Consider the following 25,649-nt stretch of genomic DNA (forward strand, 5'->3'; position numbering starts at 1 on the left):
ACCGGCGATCTGTTGGTCACCCTGTCCGGCCACACGAACGAGGTCATGGGCATCGCCCTGAGCCCGGATGGCTCGCTGCTGGCCACCGCCAGTTGGGATCGGACGGTGAAGGTCTGGGACCTGCCGGCCTCGATCGAGGCTGGTGTCGGCCGGGAGCTCCTCACTTTGGCCGGTCATACCTCGGCGGTCCAGAGCGTCAGCTTCAGCCCTGACGGGGCGCGCCTGGCCTCGGCAAGCTGGGATGGGACGGTGAGGGTGTGGGATATCGGCCCTGAGGGCAGCGCGGAGGGGCACGTGTTCGTCAACGGCGATGCGCCCGGCCCGGCCTATGCGGTCGCCATCGCCCTCAGTCCGGATGGGACCTACCTGGCCGCGGCCAACTCGGATGGGACGCCGAAGGTATGGGACACGGCCACCGGTCAGATGGTGCACGCGCTGTCCGGCCACGGGGATCGGGTCGAGGTCATCGCCATCAGCCCGGACGGCGCAACCGTGGCCACGGCCGGCCACGATGATGTCATCAAGATGTGGGACACGGCCACCGGGGAGGAGCGATGGACCACCGCCGGCTTCGAGTGTGGGAAATACGAGATCGCCTCGTGCGACATCGCCTTCAGCCCGGACGGCCGATTCCTGGCTGCCGGGGACTCGGCGGGGACGGTGACGGTGTTCGAGCTTCGCGCCGGGCCTGAAGCCTCCGAGCAGCTCCGCATCGCGGCTCACCCGGATGCGATCTTCTCCATAGCCTACAGCCCCGATGGAGCCCGGATCGTCACCGGCGGTTGGGATCGCACGGCCAGGGTGTGGAATGCCGGGACGGGGGAGCGCCTGCACACCCTGGCCGGTCACGATGCGCCCGTCTACGGGGTGGCCTACAGCCCCGATGGGCGCCGCATCGCGACGGCCAGCCAGGACGGGACGGCGCGCCTGTGGAATGCTGAGTCCGGAAGGGAGGAGGCTATGCTGGTCGGGCACTCCAGCTCGGTCTTCGGCGTCGCCTTCAGCCCGGACGGGACGCGGATCGCCACGGCCAGTTACGATGGCACGGCGAAGTTATGGGACGTAGAAACCGGTCAGAATCTGCTCACTCTTTACGGCCACGCCGGCGCCGTCACGGACGTGGATTTCAGCCCCGATGGGATGCGCCTGTATACCGCCAGCACGGATGGGACCGATCGCGTCTATGTGTTGGATCTCGAAGCTGCCGTGGCCCTGGCGCGATCTCGCCTGACCCGCCCCCTGACGGACGAGGAATGTCGGCGGTTCTTGCACGTGGATCGATGCCCCTCCGCACCTGGAAGATAAAGAAACCTCCGATCGGGCTCGTGGTGGGTGCCGTGGGCCGTTTCGCAAATCTCCACCGCGTTGGAGGCACGATCGGGCTGTTCCGGACGGTGATTGTCCATATCTCACTGCCGAGACGCAGAGAGCGCAGAGAAGGCAGGACAGGGAAATGACCTCATTTGAGAGTATGTCTGAAAAATGCCGTTGCTTCTGCTGTGGGGAGGCCCGGAGGGGCGAAGCCCCTCCGGAAAAAGCCCTTCTTTTGCCTTCGACCTGCCTGGCCTCGGCCTGGGTCCTTCGGGAAGGGCCGAGAAAGGCAGGTACAGGCCGGAAAAGTGGGATTTCCGTGGAGGGGAGGACCCCTCCACACCTCCCCCTGTGGAGACGGATCTATGAGCCTGACTTCGCGTCCTCTGCGACTCTGCGGTGAAAAACGGTGTGATCGACAAGATCAGTGACACTTGTGGGTAATCACCGCTATTCCGGCTGTTGCCATGCTCGCATTTTTAGGATATACTCTCTTGGAATCATGTGATTTCCTCGGACGATGGATGAAGGGGCCGCAACGGCGGTGGAGACACGGGCCGTCCCCATCTTCGCCGATGGCTGGCCGTGGACACTCTCTGCGGCAGCGGATAGTGATCGTAGCGATCTGCTCGCCCTCACGATCTCACTTCCTACTCCTACATCCCCCCAGCTGTCCGCCTCTCGAGGCCGTGGTTTGTGGTCCGTCCGTTTTCCGGGCGATCGTCATCGCGACGATCGCGTTTCGACTGATGGAGTCCCAGATTGATCCCTCTGGCATCCGGGCCGCCGGACTGGCTGGCGAAAACGAAATTTCATCCTCCTTTGCCCCCTGAGGATATCATCCCGCGGCCGCGCCTGCTCGAAGGTCTGAACGAGGCGTTGACGTCACATGCCTTGACGCTGCTCTCCGCGCCGGCAGGATCCGGCAAGACCACCCTGTTGGCGGCGTTCTCGCTAGCTTACCCTGATGTCCCGCTGGCCTGGCTGTCGCTGGACGCGGGGGACGATGCTCCCACCCCATTCCTGCTCTCCCTCACCACCGCTTTGCAGTCCCTGAGCCCGGGATGTGGCGCGGCGACCCGGGCGCTTCTGGCGAGCCTCACCGATCCGGCCGCCGAACTGCCGCGCCTGATGGGCGTGCTGATCAACGAGGTGCTGGAGTCACTCCCCGATCCGTTCATCCTGGTGCTGGACGACCTGCACCAGATCACGGAGGCGACCATTTACGCTTCCCTGGATCACTTGCTCGAACGTCTCCCACCGCAGATGCACCTGGCCATCGCGACCCGACGTGATCCGCCCCTGGCTCTGGCCCGCCTGCGGGCGCGCGGCCAACTGGCCGAACTGCATCTGTCCGATCTGCGCTTCGACCTGACGGAGATCGCCCTGTTCCTGAACGAGAAGCTGGGGCTGGACCTCTCGCCCGCCGATCTGACGGCGCTACAGGCGCATACCGAGGGGTGGGCGGCAGGCCTGCGTCTGCTGGCGGCCTCGTTGGACCGCATCCCTCCTGAGAAGCGGGCCACCTTCATCGCCCACGCGGCCCAGGCGGATCGCTACGTCTTCGACTTCCTGGCGGAGGAGGTGTTGAGCCGTCAGGAGCCGAAGGTGAGGGACTTCTTGCTTAGAACCTCCATCCTGCCTGAGCTGACCCCGGCGCTGTGTCAGGCGGTGACCGGACGGGACGACGCGCATCGGATCCTCGAGGAGCTACACCGCCGGAATCTCTTCCTCGTCGCGCTGGATCATGGGGCACGGACGGACGATGGGCGATCGGCGTCGCCCCATCATCCATCGTATCGTTATCACGCCTTGTTCGCCGAGTTTCTGCGTCAGCAACTGGCGCGGAGGATGCCCGAACTGCCGGCCGTATTGCACCGTCGGGCCGCAGCGGTGCAGCGGGACCCCGCGCGGGCCCTGCATCATTATCTGGAGGCCGGAGCCTGGCAGGAGGCCGCTCAAGTGATCGAGCGAGTCGGGGAGCAGCTGCTGCATGAGGGAGCGCTGGACACACTGCGCGACTGGATCACGGCCTTGCCCGCGTCCGCGCGGGAGGAGCGCCCCTGGCTGACCTGTTTCCTGGGCGCGATCGCCTCGTACCGGGGGGAGTTCGACCGGGCGCAACGGCTGCTCACACGGGCGCTGGCTGGCTTTGAGGCCACTGGGGATTCCGCCGGACAGGGGGAAGCCCTGGCGCTGTTGGGCGGCATTGCCAGCGGACTGCACGATGTCCAGCGCGCAGACGAGTTCCTGAAGCGGGCCCAGGCCTATTCTCTGCCGCCCGAGAGGCGGGCTTTCGTCCACATCAGCCGCGCCTGGGTGGGCGTCTACAAGGGCGATTGGACACAGGTGGATGCGGAGCTTGCTGCCGCGATACAGACGGCGCTGGCCGCGGAGGATCCGGCTGTGTTCAATGTCCTGGCCTTGCAATTACACGTGCCGTTGATCTTCGCTCCCGGTGGCATCGCCCCGATCGAGCGCTACTGTCATCAGGTGTTGGCGCACTTTGGCGAGGGGGTTGGCCTGGCCCAGGCTGGGGCGTACACGCTCCTGGGCAACATTTACGCGCTACAGGCCAGGCTGGATGATTCGTATCAGGCGCTGGAGCGTGCCCGACGGATCAATGAGCAGCTGGGCGGGTTCGTCTTCCTGGAAGTGAATATGGACTTTTGCGTCCTGTCCGCCGCCCTGGTACGTGCCGACTACGGCGAGTTGGAGCGATACTGGCGCGCCCAGTTGCCCCGCTACGAGCGATTGCGTGGCGCTCGAGAGTGGCTGGCCTGTTTCCTCTATTGTCAGGGCCGCGCGCTTTGGCTGCAGAGCCGCCTCAGGGAGGCTCGGGAGATCTACGCCCGCATGGTGGCGGCCGAGCGGCCCCAGGATGTGCCGGAGAATCACATCGTCAGGGCGATGATGCGCGCTCTGCTGGCCATAGGCGATCGACGATACCCCGCCGCCGAGGAGGCCCTGCGCCAGGCGGCCGATCTCCAACGGCACGTGCGTTATAGCCTGCTCTGGGGCAATGCCCGCCTGTTGCTGTCCCATCTCTATTGGCGGTGGGGGCGCTCGGAGGAGGCCCTGGCGGAATTGCGCCCGTTGCTGACCGAGTACGAGCGGATGTGCATGCCGGGCCTGATCCTGATGGAGGGCGCTGCCATGATCCCCGTGCTGCGCCTGGCGGTCGATCGGGGCGTGCACGTTTCCTTTGCTCGCCAATTGCTGGATATGCTGGCACAGACGCGCCAATCACGATCCGTCTCCATCACTACCACCGGCAAGATGTTGACCCCTCGAGAGATGGAGGTGTTGCAGCTTATCGCGCAAGGGGCCAGCAATCGCGACATAGCCGAAGCGCTGGTGATCACCGAACGCACGGTGAAGTCCCATGTGACCAGCATTCTGAGCAAACTAGGCGTTACCTCCCGCACCCAGGCGGCCGCAAAGGCCCGGGAGATGCGCGTTTTCTGATTCTCAGGCAAACCGGAACCAGGAGGCTAGCTGCGGATTTATCGGATTGTCTTTGATTGAATCCATGTGATTTGTGGCCGTCTTTTTTGTACGACGAGCCAGGAACCAAACAGATAGAGCGCTCGTTTCATACTCTTTTTACCCTCCGGATCGTACCAAAGTACGATGAAAGTGCCGGAGGGTTTTTGTATGTTGGGCATACCAACCCTGTCCGGTGCGCAATCAGGTGCGCAATCAAGAGTAGGGTTCTTACATGGGCAGTCATTCCTCATCGGCGCGGTCTTCTTCGCCATCTTCCTACACTCTGTCAAGCTGAGGAATTCCTTGGGGTAACCTATTTCACGCATGTGGTCATGTGCTTTCCAATGGATGTTGCTAATCCAAAGTGCCCTATCGGAGGTGAAAAATGCCCATTCCCACCCCAGCCCAACTGGAAGATATCCCGGTTCCTTTGCCGCAGTGGCTCCCGCCGGGTGTCAGGGACAGCGAAGTAGACCGGCAAAACTGTCGCATTAGCTGGAATGCCGCGAGTGCCAATAATCCGGTCGTCGTGGCCAGAGTCAATCGCAGTGGCATGCCCAAAAAGGGCGCCATAGTCGCCGTCGGTGCCAGTTTAGGCTTCCCCAACATGGCCGAGTGGGGGCTTATCAACAATCCCAATGGTGCGGGCTATGTCATGGGGCTGTATTTCAACAAGAATCTCGGCGGCACAGAGGTCATCATGGAGATCGATCCGGCCCAGCCGCCCTTATCTCAACCGATCCCGACCTTTGCAGCATACCCGCCTTTGCAACAGGACCCGAATTCTGACTACTGGCTCGTCGACGGCTGGGAAGGTTTGAACGCCCCGATGGTTTTGTACGTGCGGGTGAAGGCAGGGGCTGACTACAGGTTTGGACGTCTCATGTTCTGTGACCTCACCGGAAGCGTGACAGGCTTGCAAGGCGAGCGGGTGGTGCCGAATTTCGATGCCTACTATTCGAATACAACGAATCGGGCCATGCGGGTCGTGCCCGAGCATCCGGCTACCATTCAAATCAAGTATACCTGGCCGCTCGGTGTTTTTGATCCCTTCAATTTTCCAGATCAGACCCCTAGTGCCTGGGAGCTGCGTTGGCAAGACTTGCGCGATCCGGCTGACAACTTTACTTTTACCCCTTTGCACAGCAACTCGGGGCCTGACGTGGTTCTCGGGGTGGGGGTGCAAAAGCTGAATCAGCTGAATCCCAACGTCCACCCTGCGGGCGACGGCTACTTCGTGTACGTGCTACGCAGAGACCAGGCCTTAAATGATCACATCGACTTCTATATCTTCGACTACCATCCCGATGACCTCGCCGCCTCAGCCGAGCTTTTGCGCGGCACGGTTCCGCTGCCGCCTCTGGGGCCGCATGAGGCTTACCGTTGGATCGGTGACGATGAGTCCTATATCGATCCCATGGGGAACCCCTGCATTGCCCTGACCTTGATGAACAGGCCCGGCAACCCCAACTCCGCCCCGGGCGTGGTCTGTGTCTTCGAGTTTGCCTACATGGGTCTGGCTGGCCCGACTGTCCAGCCTGCCGACACGTCCTTTACCGTAGTAACCCCCGCCGGTTCCTCTGCCTCGCCGCGCAAAGACCCCGAGACCCTGACCGTTGTAGATCCAAATGGTGACTTCTGGGTATACATCTTCAACCGCGAATATGAAAACGGTGACTGGCGGCTGCACCGGACCCTGGCGTGGAGACCATAGTTTCGGTATCTGATTTCCCATCCGAATATCATACCTCTCCTACCTTCGGATCGTACTAAAGTACGATGACTTTGCTGTGAGTTCGGCGTACTTTCAGACCAACAAACATCTTTTAGTCATTCAATGCATAGGAGGGATCCCATGGAAAAGTTACAGCGACTTTCTGTGTTCGGACTGGTAACTCTGTTGCTGGCGCTGGCCTTGCTGGCAAGCGTCATCTGGCCAGCGCCCTCGACGGCCCTGGCCCATGGGGGCAAGGGTACAAAATCCGCCCCAATCAAAGCTTCGGTGAACTTTAGGCTTGAGGTGGTGAAGGTTCTCGAGCACAGCAGTAATAAGAGGGGAATGGGCAGGATAGTATTCAGCGGACCTGCCCAGAATGGAGTTTTCATCGACGGTGATGGAAAGGTGTATTTCGAGTTTGATCTCGCCCAGGGGGTGGTTGATAGTGGTGATGTCTACCTCTCTGCGGATGTCATCGTCCATGCCAAGAAGGGTGTAGGAAGTGGTAGTGTGGTTGGAAGGATGAAAAGCATTCAGGTAGCAGCAACCGGAATAAATGGAGATGGGAATCGGTGGGCAGAGGGGACAGCCGACCTGGAACTCCTGGTGGAGGCCGGTTACGCGAGGGGGCTCGATTTCAACCTCTTCGATCCGGTAGAAGCTCAAGAGTAGCGGAGATGGATTGAAGTACCTAGCCGCTAACAGAAGATCTAGGAGACACCAACCGTATTCATCTCACAGCCACTGGGGGCTTTCTCATGTCTTCCACGTACAAAGCCTTGACCGCCATCGCAGCCTGGTTTTGCTTCATCAACGCGATGTTGTCCGTGATCGCGCTTCTGGCACTCGGCATCGCAACCGGCGCCTTGATGGGGACCGTCAACGATGTCGAATCCGGGAAGCTGTGGTTCTACCGCCACGGGCAGTCATTCCTTATCGGCGCGGTCTTCTTCGCCCTCTTCCTGTACGCTGTCCAGGTACGGAAGTCCTTGGAGTGAGAAACGGAGAACTTATGGACAACCAGCGTACTGAACGCTACCGTCAGGCCGAACGCGCCTTGTGGGCGCATTATGGCGTGACCCCGCGTGAGCGTTTCCTCGACTTGGCAAAGCCCGCGGTTTGGGTGCGGGTCCAGGAGGTGGGCGAGGGTAGCCCGCTGCTTTTCATCCACGGCGGCCCGAACGCGGGCAGCACCTGGGCGCCGCTCGCGGCGCGGCTGCGCGATTTTCGCTGCATCCTTCTCGATCGGCCGGGCAGCGGGCTTTCGGAGGTGCTTGATCTGCGCGTGCCATCGCTTCGCAGCCTGTTGGTCGATACGATCGTCTCGGTCATAGACGCGCTGGAATTGCCCAGAGTAGACCTGATCGTCAGTTCGTTCGGCGGGTACCTTGGGCTGGAACTGGCGCGCACGCATCCAGAGCGGGTCGGCCGCATGATTCAACTGGGATGTCCGGCTTTTCTACCCGGGATGAAGATCCCCGTCTTCATGCGTCTGCTCACCATTCCACCGATTGCCCGCCTGATGGGCAAGCAAAAGCCGACCGTTGCTGCTTCCAAGAACATCCTGCGCCAGATCGGTCATGGGGCTTCTCTGGATGCCAACCGCATTCCGGATGTGTTTCTGGAATGGTATACGGCATTGCAGGCTTACACCGACACCATGGCCAACGAGGTCAGTGGCATTCAACAGGCGATGACCTGGCGCGGCCCACGGCCGCAGTCCATCCTCACGTGGGAGCAATTGCGGCAAATAAGGACGCCGACCACGTTTTTCTGGGGCAGCGAGGACGCCTTTGGCGACGTTGCCCTGGCACAACGGGTTGTGGGGACCATGCCATATGCCACCCTGGAGGTGCTGCCCGGCGGTGGCCATCTGCCCTGGCTGGATGACCCAGACGGCGCCGCTCGTCACGCACGCGCCTTCCTGCAAATGCCCGTCGAGTCCCTGTTCGAGGCCATCTCCATCCTGAGGGTTTAGCTCAAGGCCAGCCTGTCAAGGCCGAGGAAACCATGGGGAGAGACGCAGTGAGAAGTTGGCCCAGGAGATCATCATGCTGCAAATGGAACAACAGCGCACCCGAGCAATCACCAGCCTGAGCGCGACAGAACTGGCCGAGAAGGTCCGCGCTGGCGAACTCTCTGCCGTGGAGGTGATCGAAGCACACATCCAACGCATCGAGGAAGTAAACGGCGTTCTGAACGCGGTCGTCATCCCCTTGTTCGACCAGGCCCGCGCCGCGGCCGCCGAGGCCGACGCCAAGCGGGCTCGCGGCGAGCCGCTTGGCCGGCTGCACGGCGTCCCCGTGACCATCAAGGAACAATACCGGATAGCCGGGACGCAGGTCACCCTGGGCGCGCTGAACAAGATCGGTAACGTGTATCACGACGAGGGACCACTGGTGTCCAAGCTGCGGGAGGAGGGGGCCATCATCCTGGGCAAGACGAACATCATTCAGACGCTGTCCAATTTCGAGAGCGACAACCGGGTTTACGGGCGTTCCAACAACCCCTGGAACCTGAAGCGCACCCCCGGAGGCAGCAGCGGCGGCGAGGGCGCGATCATCGCAGCCGGCGGCTCCCCCCTGGGGTTGGCCGGAGATTACGGCGGCAGCACCCGCATCCCGGCCCATTTCTGCGGCGTGCAGGGGTTCAAGCCCACCAGTTGGCGGCTCTCCAACGCCGATTTCCCGCCTGATCTGCTCACCGGGGGACAGGAGACCGTCATCCCGCAGCCCGGCCCCATCGCCCGCACCGTGGCCGACCTGCAGCTAGCGATGGCGATCTTCGCCGAGACGTCCCTCGAGACCACGTTCGACATGGTCCCCCCTGTCCCCTGGCCCGATCCGGCGAAGGTGGACGTGAGTACTCTGCACATCGGCTATTACACCGACAACGGGTACTTCCCGGCCTCGCCCGCGCTGCGCCGCGCGGTGGAGGAGGCCGCCGAGGCCCTACGGGCGATGGGCGCGATCGTTGCCCCCTTCACCCCACCCGACGCCGCCGAGGCGATTCGGATCTTCCTGGGTTCGGCCTCGGCCGGGGGCGGTGCGGACTTCAAGCAATTGCTGGGGGATGAGAAACCGATTCCACAGATGCAGAACATGTTCCGGAGCATGTCCACCCCGGCGTTGGTGATGCGGTTTCTGCCCAAGATCATGGGCGCTCGCGGCCAGAATTACGTGGCACATATGATCGAGTGTATGGGTGCCCGCTCCACGCAGGCATACTGGGAGATCGTGGAAGCACGCACCGCGTACCGGGCGCAATTCGTCCGCTCGCTGGAGGAGGGCGGCTTTGATGCGATTCTCTGTCCTCCGTGTGCGCTGCCGGCCATCATCCACGGTACCAGCGGCGATCTCTTCCCGGCGATGAGCTACGGCCTGCCCTATAACGTGATCGGCGCGCCGGCGGGCGTGGTCGCCGCGACGCGAGTGCGCCCCGGCGAGGAGAGCGACCGTCCTGTGGGACGCGATCTGGTAGAGATCACGGCTCAGCAGGTGGAGCAGGACAGCGCGGGTTTGCCGGTAGGCGTGCAGGTGGTCGCCCGCCATTGGCGAGAGGACATCGCGCTGGCCGTGATGGCCGCGCTGGAGGCGCACTTCCGGACGCGGCCCGATTACCCGACTTTGATATAGGTCGCCTTGTGGGGGTGTGATCTCCCTGCCTGGTGAAGGAGAGAGGGAAGATGCCGATCCATCCTGTTTGGGTGGAAAGAGTGATGCTTAAAGCGGGCGCGTTCCCCGCGCCGTTGCTGGATGGGTTCATCTACTGGATGGCCAGCAAGGCCTTGTTGGTCGCCAACGATCTGGGCGTGTTTGATGTGTTGGAGATGGGCCCCCTTTCCGCCTCGGAGCTGGCCGAGGCGGTGGAGGCCAGCGAGAAGGGCGTGCGTGTGCTGTTGGAGGTGTTGGATTCGCTGGGCTATGTGGCTCGCAGCGACGGGCGGTATGCGAACACCAAGATGGCCTCCAGGTGGCTGGCCCGGCGATCTCCCGATACCCTGGCTCACTCCCTGACGTTCTTCCACGAGTTCTGGCAGCGAGCGGAATACACGGAGGAGGCCATCCGCAGAGGGGCGCCTCCCATCAGCGCCTGGGAGTGGATGGCTCAGCGCCCTGGGACCTATCGACACGCCCAACTCCATTGGCGCAGCCTCGCCCGAATGGGGGGCAAGGAGATCGTCTCCAAGGTCAGGTTGCCCGCCGGGGCCAGGCGGCTACTTGATCTGGGCGGCGGGCATGGCCTGTACGCGATCCAGTTCTGCCGGTCCTATCCCGAGCTGTCGGCGGTGATCTTCGATTGGGCTGAGGGCATCGATATGGCGGAGGAGACCATCGCCGAGGAGGGGATGGGAGACCGGGTGGGCGTTCAGGTGGGCGATTTCTTCTCCGATTACATCGGTGATGGCTATGACGTGATCCTGATGTTCAACCTCATCCATAGCAATAGCGGCGTCGAGAACACGGCTTTGCTGGAGAAGGTCTTCCACGCCCTGAACCCGAATGGCCTGGTCGTCATCTACGATGCCATCCTGGACAAACGGTCTTCTGGGATTTCCGGTGTGCTCGCCTCGCTGTTGGGGCTGAACCTTCTGGTGGAAGGAGGGGGGCAGGCCTATCATTTCGAGGACGTGAGCGGTTGGCTGGCGCAGGCCGGCTTCGTCGATCGCCGGCGGATTCGCCTGATGAGGGCGCGAGGATTTGCCTTGATCCTGGGCACGAAGCCGCCGGCGGGTTGAGGGATATGGTTTGGAGGATCGAGAAGGGGAAGTGGATATCGAGGATTCGACGCTACAGGATTGATCGCCGGCGAATGGCCGGCGACGTTTTGGACGGAATGTCATACCGGTGTTAAGATGGGATATCTCTCCCGCAGGGTGCCGATGGGTAGGTGACGCGTGCGTCACCCCGTCCCGGTGCTCTGGATCAATCGCTTGAAAATGCAGACCATGGTGATGGGGTCCACCATCAACCGCCGACAGGCTGATGACTCCTACAACCATCTGGATCGATTGTAGGAGTCATTTGTATGAATCGGATACTTTGGGTAGGCTTGGGCGGGTTCGTCGGAGCGGTCCTTCGATACGGTGTGAGTGGCTGGGTTCAGAAGTGGAGCGGAAGCGTGAACTTCCCCCATGGGACGCTGGCCGTCAACCTTCTCGGCTGCCTGATGATCGGCTTGCTCTCGCAGCTCACAGAGAGCCGCAGCGTCTTCACCAGCGAAACCCGGCTGTTCGTCTTCATCGGCGTTCTGGGGGCTTTCACGACCTTCTCTACCTTCAGCAATGAGACGATGAACTTGCTGCTGGATGGCGAGGATCTCTTCGCCCTCTCCAATATGGCGGCGCAGCTGGGCGGGGGATTGGGCATGGTGTGGCTGGGGCGCGTGCTGGTCCGGCTCATGTGGAGGTAAGAGGATGACACTCTCCGAGGAAGGGTATCTGCTGCGCATTTTCATCGGCGAGAGCGATAAGTGCGAGGGCAAGCCGCTGTACGAATGGATCGTTTTACGGGCACGCGAGCAAGGGCTGGCCGGGGCGACGGTGTTGCGGGGGATGATGGGGTTCGGCCCGAGCAGCCGGGTATACACCAGCAAGATACTGCGGCTGTCGGAAGACCTGCCGATCGTCGTGGAGATCGTCGACTCCAGGGATAAGCTGGAATCATTCCTGGTGACGATCGACGAGGTCGTTCGGGAGGGGCTGGTCACCCTGGAAAAGGCGCAGGTTCGCATCTATCGAGGGAGGGAGTAGCAGGGCAGGACGCCCATGCACGGACGTCCTGCCCTGTGTGTCGCCAAGTCATGCCCTCTGTTGTCGGCGATCACATCTCCAGACGGAAGGTGCGGATCTGGAAGGGGCGGATGGGGAAGGCAAACCGGTTCCCCTCGGACGGTTGCGGTCCCTCCGGCTCCTCCACCAGGTTACTGGCGGTGACGCCTCGCAGTTCGCTCAGTGTCGTGATCGTCACCTGCCCCCGGCCGCCATTCGGCTCGTACAGGCGCATGATCCATCCCTGGCCGTCGTCGGCCGGCTTCAGCGTCTCCAGCACGGCCGGGCCGTTCACCTGCACGAAGCTCTGTGCCGCCGGGAGGGATCCATCCCCCTGGCCGGCGGGCAGACACACCAGCGGCACGTTCAGCTCCCATCCTCGCCGCACGGTCTCCCCCTGGCGCCAGTCCCCGCCGTGAGGCCACAACGAGTAGACGAACTCGTGATGGCCGCGGTCGGCGTTGGGATCGGGCCATTCGGGGCCGCGCAGCAGCGTCAGCCGGAGCACGTTGCCCTTCACGTCGTAGCCATACTTGCAGTCGTTGAGCAGGCTGACCCCGTATCCCGCCTCGGATAGATCGGCCCAGCGGTACGCGGCGACCTCGAACTTCTCCTGGTCCCAGGACGTGTTGCGATGGGTGGGCCGCTGCAGGGCGCCGAATTGGATCTCGAACGTGGCCTGGTCGGCCAGCACCTCCACCGGGAACGCGGCCTTGAGCATCACCTGCCGCTCCTGCCAGTCCGCCCGGGTGACGAAATCGATGCGGGGCATCGCGTCGTAGAGGACGATGTCCTGCTCGATGCGGCTGTCTCGGTGGTGGCGGATGACCCGGATGCTCCCCCGCACGGGGCCCGTCTCCACGACCTCTACGGTGCACTCCCCTTCGAAGGGATACTCGCGACGCTCGAACGTCGCGTGCACATTCCACGCCGCCTCCCGCTCCGGCCCATCCTGGAAGAGCTGCAGGCGATTAGCGACCTGGCCCGACGGGATCACCTCTCGTTGATGTCGCTTGTCGTACAGTCGGGTGATCTCTCCCACGTCGTTGAGCTCTATGATGAAGAACTGGTTCTCCACCCGTTGTGGCGTGACGACCAGGCTGGTCTCGGGCTCCCCATCGGCGGGGCGCAGCGTGAGGGTCGTGTATCCCACGGGAGGCACCTCCGGCGGGGCGAACACGATCTCCGCCTGTCCGTCGCGTTGGGCGATGACCTGAACTGAGGCGGCCCGTCCCTGCGGGTCGACGAGCTCCACGGGACCTGTGGGGGCCGGGATCGTGGCGGTGGCCACATCATTGCGGGCCCAGGACAGGCTGTTGAAGACCAGCAGGTCGGCCGTCGGGGCGCGGTGGGCGATGGCTTGCAGGGCCGCGTCGCGCACGGCGCGAGCAGTCCGCTCGATGCGGGCGTAGTCTCGGACGGCCTCCTCGTACACCTGGCCGATGGAGGAGCCCGGCAGGATGTCGTGGAATTGCAGGAGCAACAGGTTCTCCCAGGCGTCGTGCAGCGGCGACATGTCGATCGCGTCGTCCACCCATTGGGCGAGCACGCCGGCGATCTCCGCCTCGCGAAGCAGGAGTTCGTTCTTGCGGTTGCCTCGCTTGGTGGCGGCCTGCGAGGTATACGTGCCGCGATGGGTCTCCAGGTACAGCTCGCCGTGCCAGACGGGCAGCTCGGGCGCGGCCGCCCGGACGCGATCGAAGTATGCCTCCTCCAGGCCCTGGTGGCAGGCGGGCAGCCCCGGATAGCGCTCGAGCCGGTCGGCGTACTCTAGCATCTCCTCGGTGGGGCCGCCACCCCCATCGCCGAAGCCGAAGGGGAAGAGGATCTCGTCGTAGATGGCCTTCTCGTGGAAGTGCTCCCACGCCAGGGCCAGCTCCTCCGGCGTGGGGTTCCCGTTGTAGCCGCGCTTGAGCCGGGGGATGTGGGCCAGGACGCGGGTGCCGTCGATCCCCTCCCACCAGAAGAGATGGTAGGGGAATGGATTGCGCGCCTGCCAGTGGAGCTTGTTGGTGTAGAAGGAGGTCAGCCCGCAGCCGTTCAGGATCTGAGGTAGGTTGCCGGGATATCCGAAGACGTCGGGCAGCCAGCATACGCGGGGCCGGGTCCCGAATTCCTCTCGGAAGAAGCGCAGGCCGTGCAAGATCTGGCGGATCAGCGCCTCGCCGGAGGAGATGTTGCAGTCGGCCTCGACCCACATGCCGCCGGTGGTCTCCCATCGCCCCTCCCGCACCCAGCGCTTGATCTCCTCGTACAGCGCCGGGTAGTACTTCTTGGTGTAGGCGTACAATTGGGGCTGGCTACAGGAGAACCGGTAGCGGGGGTATTGCTCCAGTAGACGGCAGGCGGTGCTGAAGGTGCGTCCGCACTTGCGGATCGTCTCCCGGATCGGCCACAGCCAGGCGGTGTCGATGTGGGAGTGGCCGGTGAGGAAGATGCGGCCTCCCTCGGGATCGGGGGCGATCCCCTCGAGCCGATCCTTCAGGATGCGCCGCGCCTCCATCACCTCCCGGCGGAACCGATCCTGGGGCAGCGTGAGATCGATGGCCAGGAGCGCGTCCTCCAGGGCATCGGCGATCCGTTGCCGGCGCCGCTCGTCTCGCACGGCCTGGGACGCGTCCCAGGCGAGGCGCAGGTCATACCACGCGGCCTCGATCTCGGCGTCCACCTGTTCCAGGCGGATCTGGCGTAATCGAGCCTTTTCGCTTGCCAGCTCCGGCAGGCACATCACATGGGGGATCGCGATGAACTCGGCCTCCAGGTGCAGCGTTCCCGCGTGGGGAACACGCACACGAGAGTGATTGGCATCGATGCCCGCATATGGTCGCCCATCGATGCTGAGCAGACCTTCCAATCCCTCGCCGTCGAAGACCAGGAACAGTTGCTCCAGTGGGACATCAGTTGGCGGGGTGACCTGGGCGCGCAGGAAGACGGTCTTCCCGGCGGGCCACCATCCCTCGCCGTCCACCTGAACCCAATCCCCCTCGTAGCGATACTCGTTGGGAGCCAGGTGGTCGGCGAGACGCGCCTGGTAGGGAGCGATGGGCCAGCTTTGCACGATGGCCCGGCGATGTAGGATGTCCAGCTTCATACGAATGATGCGCGGATCCATGGATACTCCCTCCGATACGTTCGGTTCGTTGCTCGCCCGTTTGCTCGCTGGAAGGAAATATAGCATGTTCGGGCTTTGCTGTCGAGGATGGAGTCGGATAGAGGGATTGCGGGCGCTGTGATGGAAAGAAGAAGGCCAGCGCGAATGCCCTCCGCGCTGGCCTGAAATCCTTCCTCATCTCGGCGTCGTGCCCGGCCACTGTGCCGGCGCTATCTCATCATCATCTCCACAAAGATCTTGCTCAGGTCGGTCAGGGTTCGCCCCTCTTCATCGGCGATGACTCGGCGGGCCGGTGGCCGCTCGCGATAGGTCGGGGTCCGCTGGCACAGGCGGTCCTCAAAGGTGGGGACCAGGTGATTCTCCAGGAACACGCCGGTCGGGATGCGGTCGCCCCACTCATGTGCCTTCTCGATGTAGTAACAGATCTTCTCATACAGGTAGCTTTCATCCGCGTCCTGCGGGACGAGGGGATCGTATCCCTCTTCCGCCACGTCGTAGATGCGGGAGTGTCCCAGGTCCTTGCCGGCGAACCAATCCCGGGTGTGGAGGTTGTTGTATGTTGGGCACGGCTGGATCACCTCGAGGTAGGCCAGCCCGGGATGGTTGATGGCCCTCTGGATGAGGTCGACCAGCTGGCGGATGTTATAGGCGTATCCCCGCCCGATCCATGTGAACCCGGAGGCCAGCGCCAGCAACAGCGAGTTCACCTGCCCTTGCATGTTCGGCTCCGGCAGGCTCTTGGTCTGCAGCCCCAGGGGAAGCGTGGGGGAGGCCTGACCTTTGGTCAGGCCGTAGACCTCGTTGTTGTAGAGGATGTACGTCAGATCGACGTTTCGGCGGCCGGAGTTCACGAAATGTCCCGCGCCGATGGCGAACCCATCGCCGTCGCCGCCGACGGCGATGACGGTGAGTTCCGGGTTGGCCAGCTTGGTCCCCATCGCGTAGGGGAGCACACGGCCGTGTAGCGTGTGCACGCCATACGCGTTGACGTGATATTGCGTCTTGCCGGAGCAGCCGATGCCGCCGAAGATGGCCACCTTATGAGGGGTCAGGCCGAGCTTGGCCAGGGCCTGCTGCAGGGCGTTCAGGATCCCGTAATCTCCACAGCCAGGGCACCAATCGATCGGTTCCTCTACCTGGTAATCTTTCGCTGTGATCTTCGTCATGGTCATCGTTGCCATGTTCGTTCCACCACCTTTCACTCACTCGTATGGATTGCGCAGGACGATCCGCCGCTCGGCGGTGCCTTCGTGGATGGTCTTGAGGGCCCAATAGACCTCCTGGCCGGACATGGGGCGACCGTTGTATTTCAGGATCAGGTGATCACTGGCACGCCCGGTGTGCGCCCGCAGGAGCTCCGCGAACTGCCCGGAGTAGTTGGACTCGACGGCGACCAGGGGGGAGGCGTCCTCGATTAGGGGGGCGATCGCCTCCGTCGGGAAGGGCCACAGCAGATGGACCTGCACCAGCCGCGCGGAGATCCCATCTGCCTTAAGCCGATCCAGGGCCTCCAGGATGCTGCCCTTGTTCGAGCCCCAGCTCACGATGGTGAAGGCGGCGTCCACATCGCCGTATACCTTGAGCTTCTCCTCCTGGGGGATCTCCCGGGCGACCAGCTCCAACTTGCGCATCCGCTTTTCCATCATCTGCTCGCGGATCACCGGATCCTCCGTGACCCGCCCGTATACGGTGTGCTCGCCGCCCGTGAGCCAGTGGATGCCGCCCGGCTGTCCCGGGAACGCGCGCGGGGAGATCCCCGATTCGGTGATGGCGAAGCGCGGGTAGTGTTTGCGGCCGTTGTCCTCGGTGGTGGGCGTGTAGAACTCCCCTCGCTCAATGCGAATGGTCTCCGTGTCGAAGGGGCGCACCGTCTGCGTGGTGCTGGCCATCGCCTTGTCGACCAGGTGGATCACGGGCATCTGATAGCGCTCGGCGTAGTTGAACGCGTGGATCGTGTCGTAGAAGGCTTCCACGATGTCGCCGGAGGCCAGGACGATGCGGGGGAATTCGCCGTGGCCGGCGTGGATGGCGAGCATCAGGTCGCCCTGCTCGCTGCGGGTGGGCAGGCCCGTAGAGGGGCCGCCGCGCTGGTAGAGGGTGATCACCAGGGGCACCTCGTTGATGCCCGCCCAGCCCAGGCCTTCGACCATCAAGGAGAAGCCGGGGCCGGAGGTCGCCGTGGCTGTTCGGGCGCCGGTCAGGGCCGCGCCGGAGGCCATCGCGATGGCGGAGAGCTCATCCTCCGTCTGCACGATGACGGCCAGCCCGTCCTTGCCATTGCGCAGGGGGAAGTTGGCGTGCGCCTCCAGGAAGACGCTCTCGTCCGTTGCGGGGCTGATGGGATAGTAAGTCTGGAAGGTCAATCCGGCGGCCAGCTTGCCCAAAGCCACGGCCTGGTGGCCGTTGATGAGCAGACGGTGCTCATTGATGTCCATGGGCACCAGGCGAAAGTCAAGATCGTGGGTGTCGAAGCGCTCGTGGACGAACTCGTAGGCCAGCTCCACCGCCTGTACGTTCATGTCGATGATCTTGGCCCGGCCCGGGAAGGTCTTCTCCAGCGCTTTGGCCAGGTAGTCGGAGGGGTAGTCCAGCAGGGCGCAGGAGATGGCCACCGCGATGGTGTTCAGCGTGCGATCCGCGATCGCCTTGGGGACCTCGAGCTTCTTGGCCAGGGCGCTGGTGATCTCGTCGTAGGACACCGCATAGGTCTGCACACCCCGTCGGCGGGCGTCCTCCAGAAGGCCGCCCGTGGTGGGGGGCAGGTCCCTTTCCTCCAGATAGGCGCTCAGATCGTTCCGCAGACGCTCTCCCAGGAACGGGATCCGGTTCAACGGTGTATCCGCATGGCTGGCGTTGTAGACGATGCCGCCGCCGTGCACGACGGCAATGGCGTGGCGAGCCAGACTCTCCGCCTCAAAGGTCGTCAGCAGGTCCGCCGTCTCACGATGACAGGTAACCGGATAATGAGCCACGCGTACGTCGTAGTAGCTGTGGCGTCCTTTGATATTGGAGTAATACTCTCTTCGGCCATAGAGATGGAGTCCCCCGATGGCGCAGGCACGGGAGAAGATCCCCGCTGCCGTGTCTACGCCACTTCCCTGGGGGCCTCCCACCCGCCAGGCCAGCTCTTGTTGCTGTTTGCTCACAGATACCTCCTTAGGACTGAAGTAGTGGGTATGACCGCGTCATTAGAAAGACGAGGCGGTCGGGACGAGTCGAATGGGATGTGAAGCCGGACATGATCCATAAACCAAAGCTCCTGCCTCCCCTCGACCCCCGCGGCGCCAGGGGATCGAGCGAGTGCTTGCTAGGGTGAAAACACCAGGGCAGACAAGCCGATGCGTGGAAGATGATGTCCCCGTGGATAAGCAGCGGATGGCTCCCCTGTGCCCTTCGGATCTTACCGTGATAATCAATCGATAACTCCACTTCTGAGGTGGTCGATTCCGTCTGGTCGAGCCTGACCTAACGGCTCTTCCGGCGTCATGGATGCGTCCACCTTCTTTGATGCGCCTGACCCGCGGGGCGTTGCATCGATTCGATGTGAGGAGCACGAGTGAACGGGACCCCCGCGCGATGAGGGAGCAGATGGGGATGCATGTCTGGGTCGCTTGGGGCTCGGAGATGTCGATGGTAGCCGCCGCTCTGGAGGGATCGGGCGGGAGCTACCATCGACTTCCTGAAAATGGGGATCCTCACACGTCGATGGTGGTCGCCCCGATGGAGTGCTAGGGGAGCTTGTAGGCGCCGTCGGGGATAGGGATTTGGGACGTCATGGGGGAATAGCAGCGTGGTCCGATGCTGGCGTCGGAGATCGCGTAGGCGAGAGCGTGTGCCTTTCTCGGAGGGCGGTAGGGAATCGAAAGCGGATGGTTGTGGATTCAAAGGGAACGGTCTCGCATCTCCGACCATGCTGTTTGTTGCCTTCGCATTTGCGCTCGTGATATCGTCGGAATCGGATCAAGCATTGGGTGGGAGAGATCTCCTGATCCCTACACTCAACCTTCCCTCTCGACGGCGACCGGGTCTGTAAACTCCGTTCCCTATTCGGAGCGAGATTTGGGGAGATGGTCGTCAGAACGCGCTCTCAGACCCAGGCTCTCCTTTCCTCTCATAATTCTGCCTTAATTCGGCCGGTCGCGCAAGAATCACGGAGGCTACGGTCAGGTTTTTTCAAAGTCAGTGCTGGGGTAGTCTCCCTCATGGGTGTTGCCGGGGCAGGGGCGATTCATGAATCGCCTGCCCACGGGTAGGCGGCAGCAGATAAATCCTCCCGTCTGGGAAAAGGCCCTCAGGAGGCACCATTCATGCAGCGCTGCTCACAAAATGGCCTCCTGTGAACGCGCCAACACGAGAGGGGACAAAATTCTAATCGTGGAGGGGGGCTCAACTTTATGAAACTCGTAACATTCTTTTATTGACACTATCTGCTTTTTGTGGTATGATTTATTTGCCAACTTGGTTTAGAGGCCGTATCGCTCCGCGGTGGTAAACCGTTTGCCTCTTTGTAGAAGGATTGCAGAAACGGAGAGACCCGGAGGAAGCCCCCAATGCTCACGGCTGCGCTCGTGATTCTCGCACTGCTGATGTGGCTGGTAGTGCAGACCGTCAAGGGATGGTGAGTTCATCGTCGAGCTCTCTTTCCTAGCTGGCAAAGATACGCCCACTGCATCGCCCAGAGATCGCCCTCTTCACGTTATCGAGTGGCCATGACCGGCTGAAAGCAAGGTCCCCTAAAGTCGGGGGTGGCTTTCTCGTCCTCTCTAGAAACCGAGTGTTCTTGGGAGACGTGTGGCACGTCTCCTCCTTCCCGCCTCCCTTCTCAATATCCGCGAGTGTTTGATCCCGTTTCGTATGATAACGTCCTGGCGCGACAGCGCCATATTTCGCGTCGATCGCGACGGGAAATAGGCCTCCGCTTCGGAGGCCGGAGATGTGTAGATGCGGGGGAAGCTCGCGCCGTTCGGTCGTATTCCGTCACCCCGTAGCGCTGGCATCTTCCATGGCCAACGTGCGCAGGAAGGCCTCCGCCTCCTCCTGGGACATGAGGGCCGAGATGTGCAGCGCGAATCCCCGTCCTCCCAGCTCACGCACGATGGTACGGGCCCCCTCCGGGGTCACATATAGCTGGCATAACTTGTCGCCGTCCCGGATCCGTTTCAATAGCGGCAGCCACTCCTCGGGAGGGGGTGCGCCGTCTCCCGGGATCCATTGGATGCCGCGCAGCCGTTCGATGGAGAGGAGCATGTCCAGGTGCGGGATCTGCCCCTTACCGTCGAGGTGGTAGAAGCCGTGATCCAGCGCATCACAGCATGCGGTGAGATCCGGCAGGACGAAGCGTTCAAACATCTGCGGCGAGATCATGTACGAGAAGTCGCTTTGGAGCATGTAGCATCGTCCGGGGGACCAAATGGTCGCCCAGGGGGTGGTTCCACGCCCTGCCCGGCGGATGATCTCGTACAGCTCGTCGTAATAGCGGAGCCAGAGCTGGGTGATCTCGCCTACCAGCCGCTCCACCTCCTCCGGGGCGTCGATGAGGTCGACCAGGAGCTGCTGCGTGGTGCGCAAGGAGGCCAGCACGTCCAGATTGCCGCCCAGGTCGGTGTGGGCCACGGATACCTGATCGCCCCAACGCTCCACGGCGAGTCGCGTCAGCTCTCGCACGCGCCGCCACCAGACGTTATCGGGATCGTATCGGATGCGGATCTCATCCAGGGGGAGAGGGTCGGTCCGTTCGAACCAGACGGTCTCGGTCGTGGAGTGGACCCTGGACCCCAGGAATCCGGCCAGGATCCCCGGGCCGAAGTTCGGCCACCATTTGGGCCAGGCGTCGCCGTAGAAGCGCCGAGCCTCCAGATGGGTCTGGTAGAGGTCGAGCACCTGATCGGCGGGCATGTCGAGGGGATAGTTGCTGGTGAAGTGATGGACCTCCGGTAAGGGGGCATCCCCTGGCGATTCTACCCCCTCGATGATGACCAGGGGGCGATCCAGCTCGCCGGCCCACCAGGCCGACCAATCCCGCTCCACACGTTCCCAGTCCTCTTGTGTGAAGTGCACCTGAATACTCATGGGGGATTGCGCTCCTTCTATCAGGGTTGCTTTATTGTGACATAGTGAGGGGGATTGTCAAGGTGGTGGCGCTGCCGGGCAGGGCTTTTCACAGCTCAAACACCTGCCCCTGAAATCCTGCCGTAGGGGCGCCCCTTGTGGGTGCCTGAGGCAGCCACTTCTGCTGTGGGGAGGCTCGGAGGGGCGGAGCCCCTTCGGAGAAAGTCCTTCTTTTGACTTCGACCTGCCTGGCCTCGGCCTGGGCCCTTCGGGAAGGGCCGGGATTTGAAAAGCCCCGGCTGTCAGGGGACTCGGAGGGGCGCCAGCCCTGAAGAGGACATCCTTTTAGCCTTTCTCTACTCCGTAGGGTTGGGTGCCGTAGGTCAGGCAGGGAATACGGCGCCGCCGTGCTCCAACAACACGATGGCCAGGAAAGCAAGGCCTTCCATACCATCCCTTCCAAGCGGAATCGCTCTTGCGCACGGGGTGAAGCGAGCGGGCCCCTCCTGATTCCAGGAGGGGCCCGTTGATGTGCGATCCTCTGCGGCTTGTCGTCGCTAGAAGCCGATGCCGTCTCGCATGACGAGCGGCAGCCAGAGCTTATAGAGCGCTGGCGTCGGTGTGCTCGTCGGTGTTGCGGTGGGCGTCGGCGTTGGCGTGTTCGTCGGCGTTGGCGTGTTCGTTGGCGTCGGTGTGTTCGTCGGCGTCGGCGTATTCGTCGGCGTCGCAGTCGGCGTTGGCGTTGGTGTGAACGCCTGCTCGCCGAAGTCTACGACGTGCGTCTGGCCGGCGATGACCGAGACGGACACGATATCCGGGCTGGTGCTGGCGTACCCGGCCGGCTGCTGCTCCTCAACCGTGTAGTCGCCGGGCCACACCGGGGAGAACTCATACCAGCCGGATGGGAAGGTTGTGTGAACCGTCTGGACGATGGTACTCCCCTGCTTAAGATACACCGTGACGCCAGAGATTCCAGTGGTCTCCTCATCGGGCGGCCACGGGTTGCGATGCCCGTCTCCATCCTTGTCGATGAACACATAGCCGACCACCTGCCCCGTGCCGGGGGCCTCATCGGCGCCGATATCGAAGCCGCTGCCCCGGGGCCGGCTGTCTCCGTCGATGTCCGTGGTCACGCCGACATCGATCCCCTGATCCATGGCGGTCGAGTTGGGGCCGATGTGGTAGTCCCAGTTGGGCGGGTCGATGAAGTCGGGTGTGCCGAGGAGATTGTTCGTCGTTGTGATCGTGGTCCCCGCATCGGCTATGGCGTAGGTGGGATACCACAGCGTATAGTCGGCCAGGACGGCCACGGTGTCGGTGACCGTGGTGCTGATCCCGATCGTGTGCCCGGAGAGGATGGTATTCGTCATGTTCACCGTGGTGTACGGGCCGGCGACCAGGCCGGTCTCGTTGTTGTCGGCGATCGTGTTGTGGCGCAGCCTCGCCTGAAGAGGCGTCCCTTGCAGATCGGCGGTGCCCTCCAGGTAGATGCCATCTCCCTGTCCGGACGAGGGGCTGGCGAGATTGCCCGCGATGATGTTGTTGTCCATGTCCAGTGTGCTTCTCGAGGCGTACAGGCCACCGCCTTCGCCCGCGGCGCTAGGGCTGGCCGTGTTGCTGATGATGGTATTCGCCTGCAGGGATACGGTGCTCTCATCGAAGGATAAGCCGCCGCCTTCAGGCACCATCTCCTTGCCCGCTGTATTCCCCCGCACCATGTTCTCTCGCATGGTCACAGAGCTGGACTGGGCGTGCACCCCGCCCCCGTGTCCTCCGCTATTGTCACTTGCGGTGTTGTTTCGGATGGTGTTGTTCCACAGATAGGTGGTATTGCTATACACCGCGATGCCACCGCCCCAGCCGGTTCCCAGAGTGCTGGCGGTGTTGGCCTCGACCACGCTGCCGTACATCCTCAGGTTGCTCGCGTAGGCGTATACGCCGCCCCCAAATCCCACGGTGTTCGTGGTGGTTGCGGTGTTGCTGATGATGACGCAGTTGGTGATGGTAGTGGTGCCTGGGGTTTCCGGATTGCCTACGATGTAGACGCCGCCACCGGCGTCATTGGTTGTCGGCGCGGAGCCAAAGCCGGTTGCGTTTCCTCCGGTGATCCGGAGCCCTTCGATCGTGGGGGTGATGCTCCCGCTGATCACAAAGACGCGGCCGAGCCCTTTCGCGTCCAGGGTGGTGAGGTTGGGATCGGACGATGGGGTCCCGGTGAAGTCGGCGCTGTAGCCACCTTGGATCAGCACCGTCTTGGTGATGTAGACGATCTGGGTGATACCGTTGCGCGCGTGCACATCCGTGTAGACGCCGGTGGCGACACGGATCTCGTCGTCGAAACCGGCCACATCTACTGCATGCTGGATGGTGGCACAGGGGGTTGCGCTATTCGTGCAGTCGTTGCTCGCATCGCTGCCTGTGGGGGCTACGTACCGGATGGCGCCGGTGCCAGCGGCCGCTTGAACGGAGGATGGACCGGTGGCAAATAGCATGAGTAGTGCCAGCAATAACATGGTCAGGGCGAAGGCCCCTACAGACAGGGCGATGCGGTGGCGTGCATGGGAGAGTGAGATGTTCATTAGAGATCGCCTCCTTTCTGATTACCCAAGCGATGGGGGTGAATTCTCTGGATTTAGCCTCGACATGGGGAGACGCGATACAAGATCGCTTAGCCTTGAGAGAGATGTAGAGAGTCGAGCTTGTGTGCTTGCACAAGAGGATGAACGAATTGACTCGCCTGGCAGGTTACGAAGCGCGTGGCTTCGGAGGAGCCTCCTTCCGACCAGGAGTGTAACACATACAATCTGAGGTGTCAATCGTCCCTCCTTACCTACTGTTGGGATGAATATCTCCCATCGCCCCGAGGAATGGCATCCCGACCGGTGATGCCGGCGCGCAGCAGCTCATAAGGATCAAACGTTCGAGGGACGGAAAGGATATCGCTTTTCGGCTGCAAGCGCCTCCTTTGTCGTCGTGGCTCAACGTCGCCGCGCGGCGAAGTCGGGGACGGGCACTGGAGCGCCACCGCGTCGCACCGATTCCTGAGAGAGCGGGATGACGGCGCTCCAGGTCACGGCGTCGTATACGTCGATGGGGGGCGGGATGTCGTTCCGGATGGCCTCGACGAAATCGAGCAGCACGAAGAAGTCACCGCCGCCGTGACCGGCACCCGTGGCCCTCTCCCCCCACTGTCGCCAGGCCTCGTCCTCGTAGCGCTCCGCGTATGTCCATAAGGAACTCCAGGTCGCCTCGCCCCTCTCGGGGTCGGGTGGGCTGGCCCCCCGGTCGTGCCCATCGATCCAGACCAGGGGGCGCTCCCCGTCGTAGCGCGGGGAGACGTACGCGCCTCGAGTGCCCTGCAGCACGTAGTGGGTCATGTTGTGTGGGCGGGGGGATACCCAGTCCACGCGCAGCACGATCAGCGCCCCTCGTTCGGTCTGGATCACCGTCGTGGCGGAGTCTCCATGTTGGAAGTATCCGGGCCGCGCGGCGGGGTGATCGGCCCCCAGCCGCTCGGCCGCGTAGCGATGGGCCGCCTCCTCCCTCGTCATCCATGTTGCCAGGCTCACCAGCCGGTCCGTACGGTTGATCCCCAGCCACTGGGCCACCGGCCCCAGCGAGTGTGTGGGGTAGCTGTTGCCGTTCACCTCCCGACGGTAGCGCCCACGCCAGGTCAGCTCCCCGTTCTCATCGAATAGCAGATGGCGGCAGTCATGGATGTAGGCGCCCTCCGCGTAGGTCAGGTCGCCGAAGAGGCCATGGCGCACCATGCTGAGCACCAACCGGTTGGGGCGCGTGTAGCAATAGTTCTCGGCCATCATGTAGACGCGATCGGAGGCCTCCGCCGCCTCGATCAGCGCCCATCCCTCCTCCAGTGTGCAGATGGCGGGCACCTCGCTCAGCACGTGCTTGCCCGCCGCCAACGCCTGGATCGCCTGGGCGGCGTGCAGGGACAGAGGCGTAGCGATGAGCAGGGCGTCGCAGTCGCCCCGATCCAACAGATCCTCAAAACGGGAGAAGGCCTGGATCTCCGGGTCTTGTCTGCGCCAGGTCTTCAGCACCTCGGGATCGGGATCGCATATGGCGGTGAACCTCACCTGATCGCTCAGGTGGGAGGCTGCCTGGCGAAATGCCATCGCCCGGCGGCCGCCGACGGCTCCCATCTTGATCGGCGTCGTGTGGGGCAAGGGAGACCTCCTCTG

Annotated in this window: 16 protein-coding genes; 10 read left to right on the forward strand and 6 right to left on the reverse strand. The window is 62.8% G+C overall.

Annotation, left to right across the window (positions count from 1 at the left end; genetic code table 11):
* The 10 genes from GXP39_17590 to GXP39_17635 all read left to right on the forward strand — a co-directional run.
* Positions 1–1,305, forward strand: a 1,305-nt coding sequence (locus GXP39_17590) for a hypothetical protein (GenBank protein NOZ29844.1), incomplete at its 5' end; no start/stop codon positions are given.
* Positions 1,306–4,428: 3,123 nt separating this feature from the next.
* Positions 4,429–4,779 (forward strand): response regulator transcription factor, encoded by a 351-nt coding sequence (locus GXP39_17595; protein ID NOZ29845.1) that lies wholly within the window; start codon positions 4,429–4,431, stop codon positions 4,777–4,779.
* Positions 4,780–5,185: 406 nt separating this feature from the next.
* Positions 5,186–6,514, forward strand: coding sequence for a hypothetical protein (locus GXP39_17600; GenBank protein ID NOZ29846.1), 1,329 nt, complete (start codon positions 5,186–5,188; stop codon positions 6,512–6,514).
* A gap of 141 nt (positions 6,515–6,655) precedes the next feature.
* Positions 6,656–7,189 carry a hypothetical protein gene (locus GXP39_17605; GenBank protein ID NOZ29847.1) on the forward strand — a complete coding sequence of 178 codons (534 nt, stop codon included), beginning with the start codon at positions 6,656–6,658 and terminating at the stop codon, positions 7,187–7,189.
* A gap of 86 nt (positions 7,190–7,275) precedes the next feature.
* On the forward strand, positions 7,276–7,515 hold the full coding sequence (locus GXP39_17610) for a hypothetical protein (GenBank protein NOZ29848.1): 240 nt from the start codon (positions 7,276–7,278) through the stop codon (positions 7,513–7,515).
* Between the two features lie 14 nt (positions 7,516–7,529).
* A complete protein-coding gene (locus GXP39_17615) occupies positions 7,530–8,495 on the forward strand; it encodes an alpha/beta hydrolase (GenBank protein NOZ29849.1) in 966 nt (321 codons plus the stop codon).
* 73 nt (positions 8,496–8,568) lie between these two features.
* On the forward strand, positions 8,569–10,152 hold the full coding sequence (locus tag GXP39_17620; protein NOZ29850.1) for an amidase: 1,584 nt from the start codon (positions 8,569–8,571) through the stop codon (positions 10,150–10,152).
* Positions 10,153–10,202: 50 nt separating this feature from the next.
* Positions 10,203–11,255, forward strand: coding sequence for a methyltransferase domain-containing protein (locus GXP39_17625; protein ID NOZ29851.1), 1,053 nt, complete (start codon positions 10,203–10,205; stop codon positions 11,253–11,255).
* A 290-nt stretch (positions 11,256–11,545) separates the two neighbouring features.
* A complete protein-coding gene (gene crcB, locus GXP39_17630) occupies positions 11,546–11,929 on the forward strand; it encodes a fluoride efflux transporter CrcB (GenBank protein ID NOZ29852.1) in 384 nt (127 codons plus the stop codon).
* A gap of 4 nt (positions 11,930–11,933) precedes the next feature.
* Positions 11,934–12,269 carry a DUF190 domain-containing protein gene (locus GXP39_17635; protein NOZ29853.1) on the forward strand — a complete coding sequence of 112 codons (336 nt, stop codon included), beginning with the start codon at positions 11,934–11,936 and terminating at the stop codon, positions 12,267–12,269.
* 70 nt (positions 12,270–12,339) lie between these two features.
* On the opposite strand, the gene GXP39_17640 is transcribed toward GXP39_17635, so the two are convergent.
* The 6 genes from GXP39_17640 to GXP39_17665 all read right to left on the reverse strand — a co-directional run bounded on the left by GXP39_17640 (position 12,340) and on the right by GXP39_17665 (position 25,634).
* Positions 12,340–15,399: an alpha-mannosidase gene (locus GXP39_17640; GenBank protein ID NOZ29854.1), complete on the reverse strand. Its 3,060-nt coding sequence runs from the start codon at positions 15,397–15,399 to the stop codon at positions 12,340–12,342.
* A 209-nt stretch (positions 15,400–15,608) separates the two neighbouring features.
* Positions 15,609–16,565 carry a 2-oxoacid:ferredoxin oxidoreductase subunit beta gene (locus GXP39_17645; protein NOZ29855.1) on the reverse strand — a complete coding sequence of 319 codons (957 nt, stop codon included), beginning with the start codon at positions 16,563–16,565 and terminating at the stop codon, positions 15,609–15,611.
* A gap of 36 nt (positions 16,566–16,601) precedes the next feature.
* Complete coding sequence (locus tag GXP39_17650) at positions 16,602–18,545, reverse strand: 2-oxoacid:acceptor oxidoreductase subunit alpha (protein NOZ29856.1); 1,944 nt, start codon at positions 18,543–18,545, stop codon at positions 16,602–16,604.
* 1,831 nt (positions 18,546–20,376) lie between these two features.
* Positions 20,377–21,468 (reverse strand): hypothetical protein, encoded by a 1,092-nt coding sequence (locus GXP39_17655; protein NOZ29857.1) that lies wholly within the window; start codon positions 21,466–21,468, stop codon positions 20,377–20,379.
* Between the two features lie 536 nt (positions 21,469–22,004).
* A complete protein-coding gene (locus GXP39_17660) occupies positions 22,005–24,026 on the reverse strand; it encodes a hypothetical protein (protein NOZ29858.1) in 2,022 nt (673 codons plus the stop codon).
* A 399-nt stretch (positions 24,027–24,425) separates the two neighbouring features.
* Positions 24,426–25,634 (reverse strand): Gfo/Idh/MocA family oxidoreductase, encoded by a 1,209-nt coding sequence (locus GXP39_17665; GenBank protein NOZ29859.1) that lies wholly within the window; start codon positions 25,632–25,634, stop codon positions 24,426–24,428.
* Between the last annotated feature and the right edge of the window lie 15 nt (positions 25,635–25,649).

It is taken from the genome of Chloroflexota bacterium (genome assembly GCA_013152435.1).
Classification (GTDB): domain Bacteria; phylum Chloroflexota; class Anaerolineae; order DUEN01; family DUEN01; genus DUEN01.

What these genes read in the sequence shown, in the direction of transcription:
- GXP39_17645 (NOZ29855.1), bottom strand. Translation starts at nt 16,565, where the DNA reads ATGACGAAGATCACAGCGAAAGATTACCAGGTAGAGGAACCGATCGAT.
- crcB (NOZ29852.1), top strand. Translation starts at nt 11,546, where the DNA reads ATGAATCGGATACTTTGGGTAGGCTTGGGCGGGTTCGTCGGAGCGGTC.
- GXP39_17600 (NOZ29846.1), top strand. Translation starts at nt 5,186, where the DNA reads ATGCCCATTCCCACCCCAGCCCAACTGGAAGATATCCCGGTTCCTTTG.
- GXP39_17655 (NOZ29857.1), bottom strand. Translation starts at nt 21,468, where the DNA reads ATGAGTATTCAGGTGCACTTCACACAAGAGGACTGGGAACGTGTGGAG.
- GXP39_17595 (NOZ29845.1), top strand. Translation starts at nt 4,429, where the DNA reads ATGTGCATGCCGGGCCTGATCCTGATGGAGGGCGCTGCCATGATCCCC.
- GXP39_17640 (NOZ29854.1), bottom strand. Translation starts at nt 15,399, where the DNA reads ATGGATCCGCGCATCATTCGTATGAAGCTGGACATCCTACATCGCCGG.
- GXP39_17615 (NOZ29849.1), top strand. Translation starts at nt 7,530, where the DNA reads ATGGACAACCAGCGTACTGAACGCTACCGTCAGGCCGAACGCGCCTTG.
- GXP39_17660 (NOZ29858.1), bottom strand. Translation starts at nt 24,026, where the DNA reads ATGAACATCTCACTCTCCCATGCACGCCACCGCATCGCCCTGTCTGTA.
- GXP39_17610 (NOZ29848.1), top strand. Translation starts at nt 7,276, where the DNA reads ATGTCTTCCACGTACAAAGCCTTGACCGCCATCGCAGCCTGGTTTTGC.
- GXP39_17620 (NOZ29850.1), top strand. Translation starts at nt 8,569, where the DNA reads ATGCTGCAAATGGAACAACAGCGCACCCGAGCAATCACCAGCCTGAGC.
- GXP39_17605 (NOZ29847.1), top strand. Translation starts at nt 6,656, where the DNA reads ATGGAAAAGTTACAGCGACTTTCTGTGTTCGGACTGGTAACTCTGTTG.
- GXP39_17635 (NOZ29853.1), top strand. Translation starts at nt 11,934, where the DNA reads ATGACACTCTCCGAGGAAGGGTATCTGCTGCGCATTTTCATCGGCGAG.
- GXP39_17625 (NOZ29851.1), top strand. Translation starts at nt 10,203, where the DNA reads ATGCCGATCCATCCTGTTTGGGTGGAAAGAGTGATGCTTAAAGCGGGC.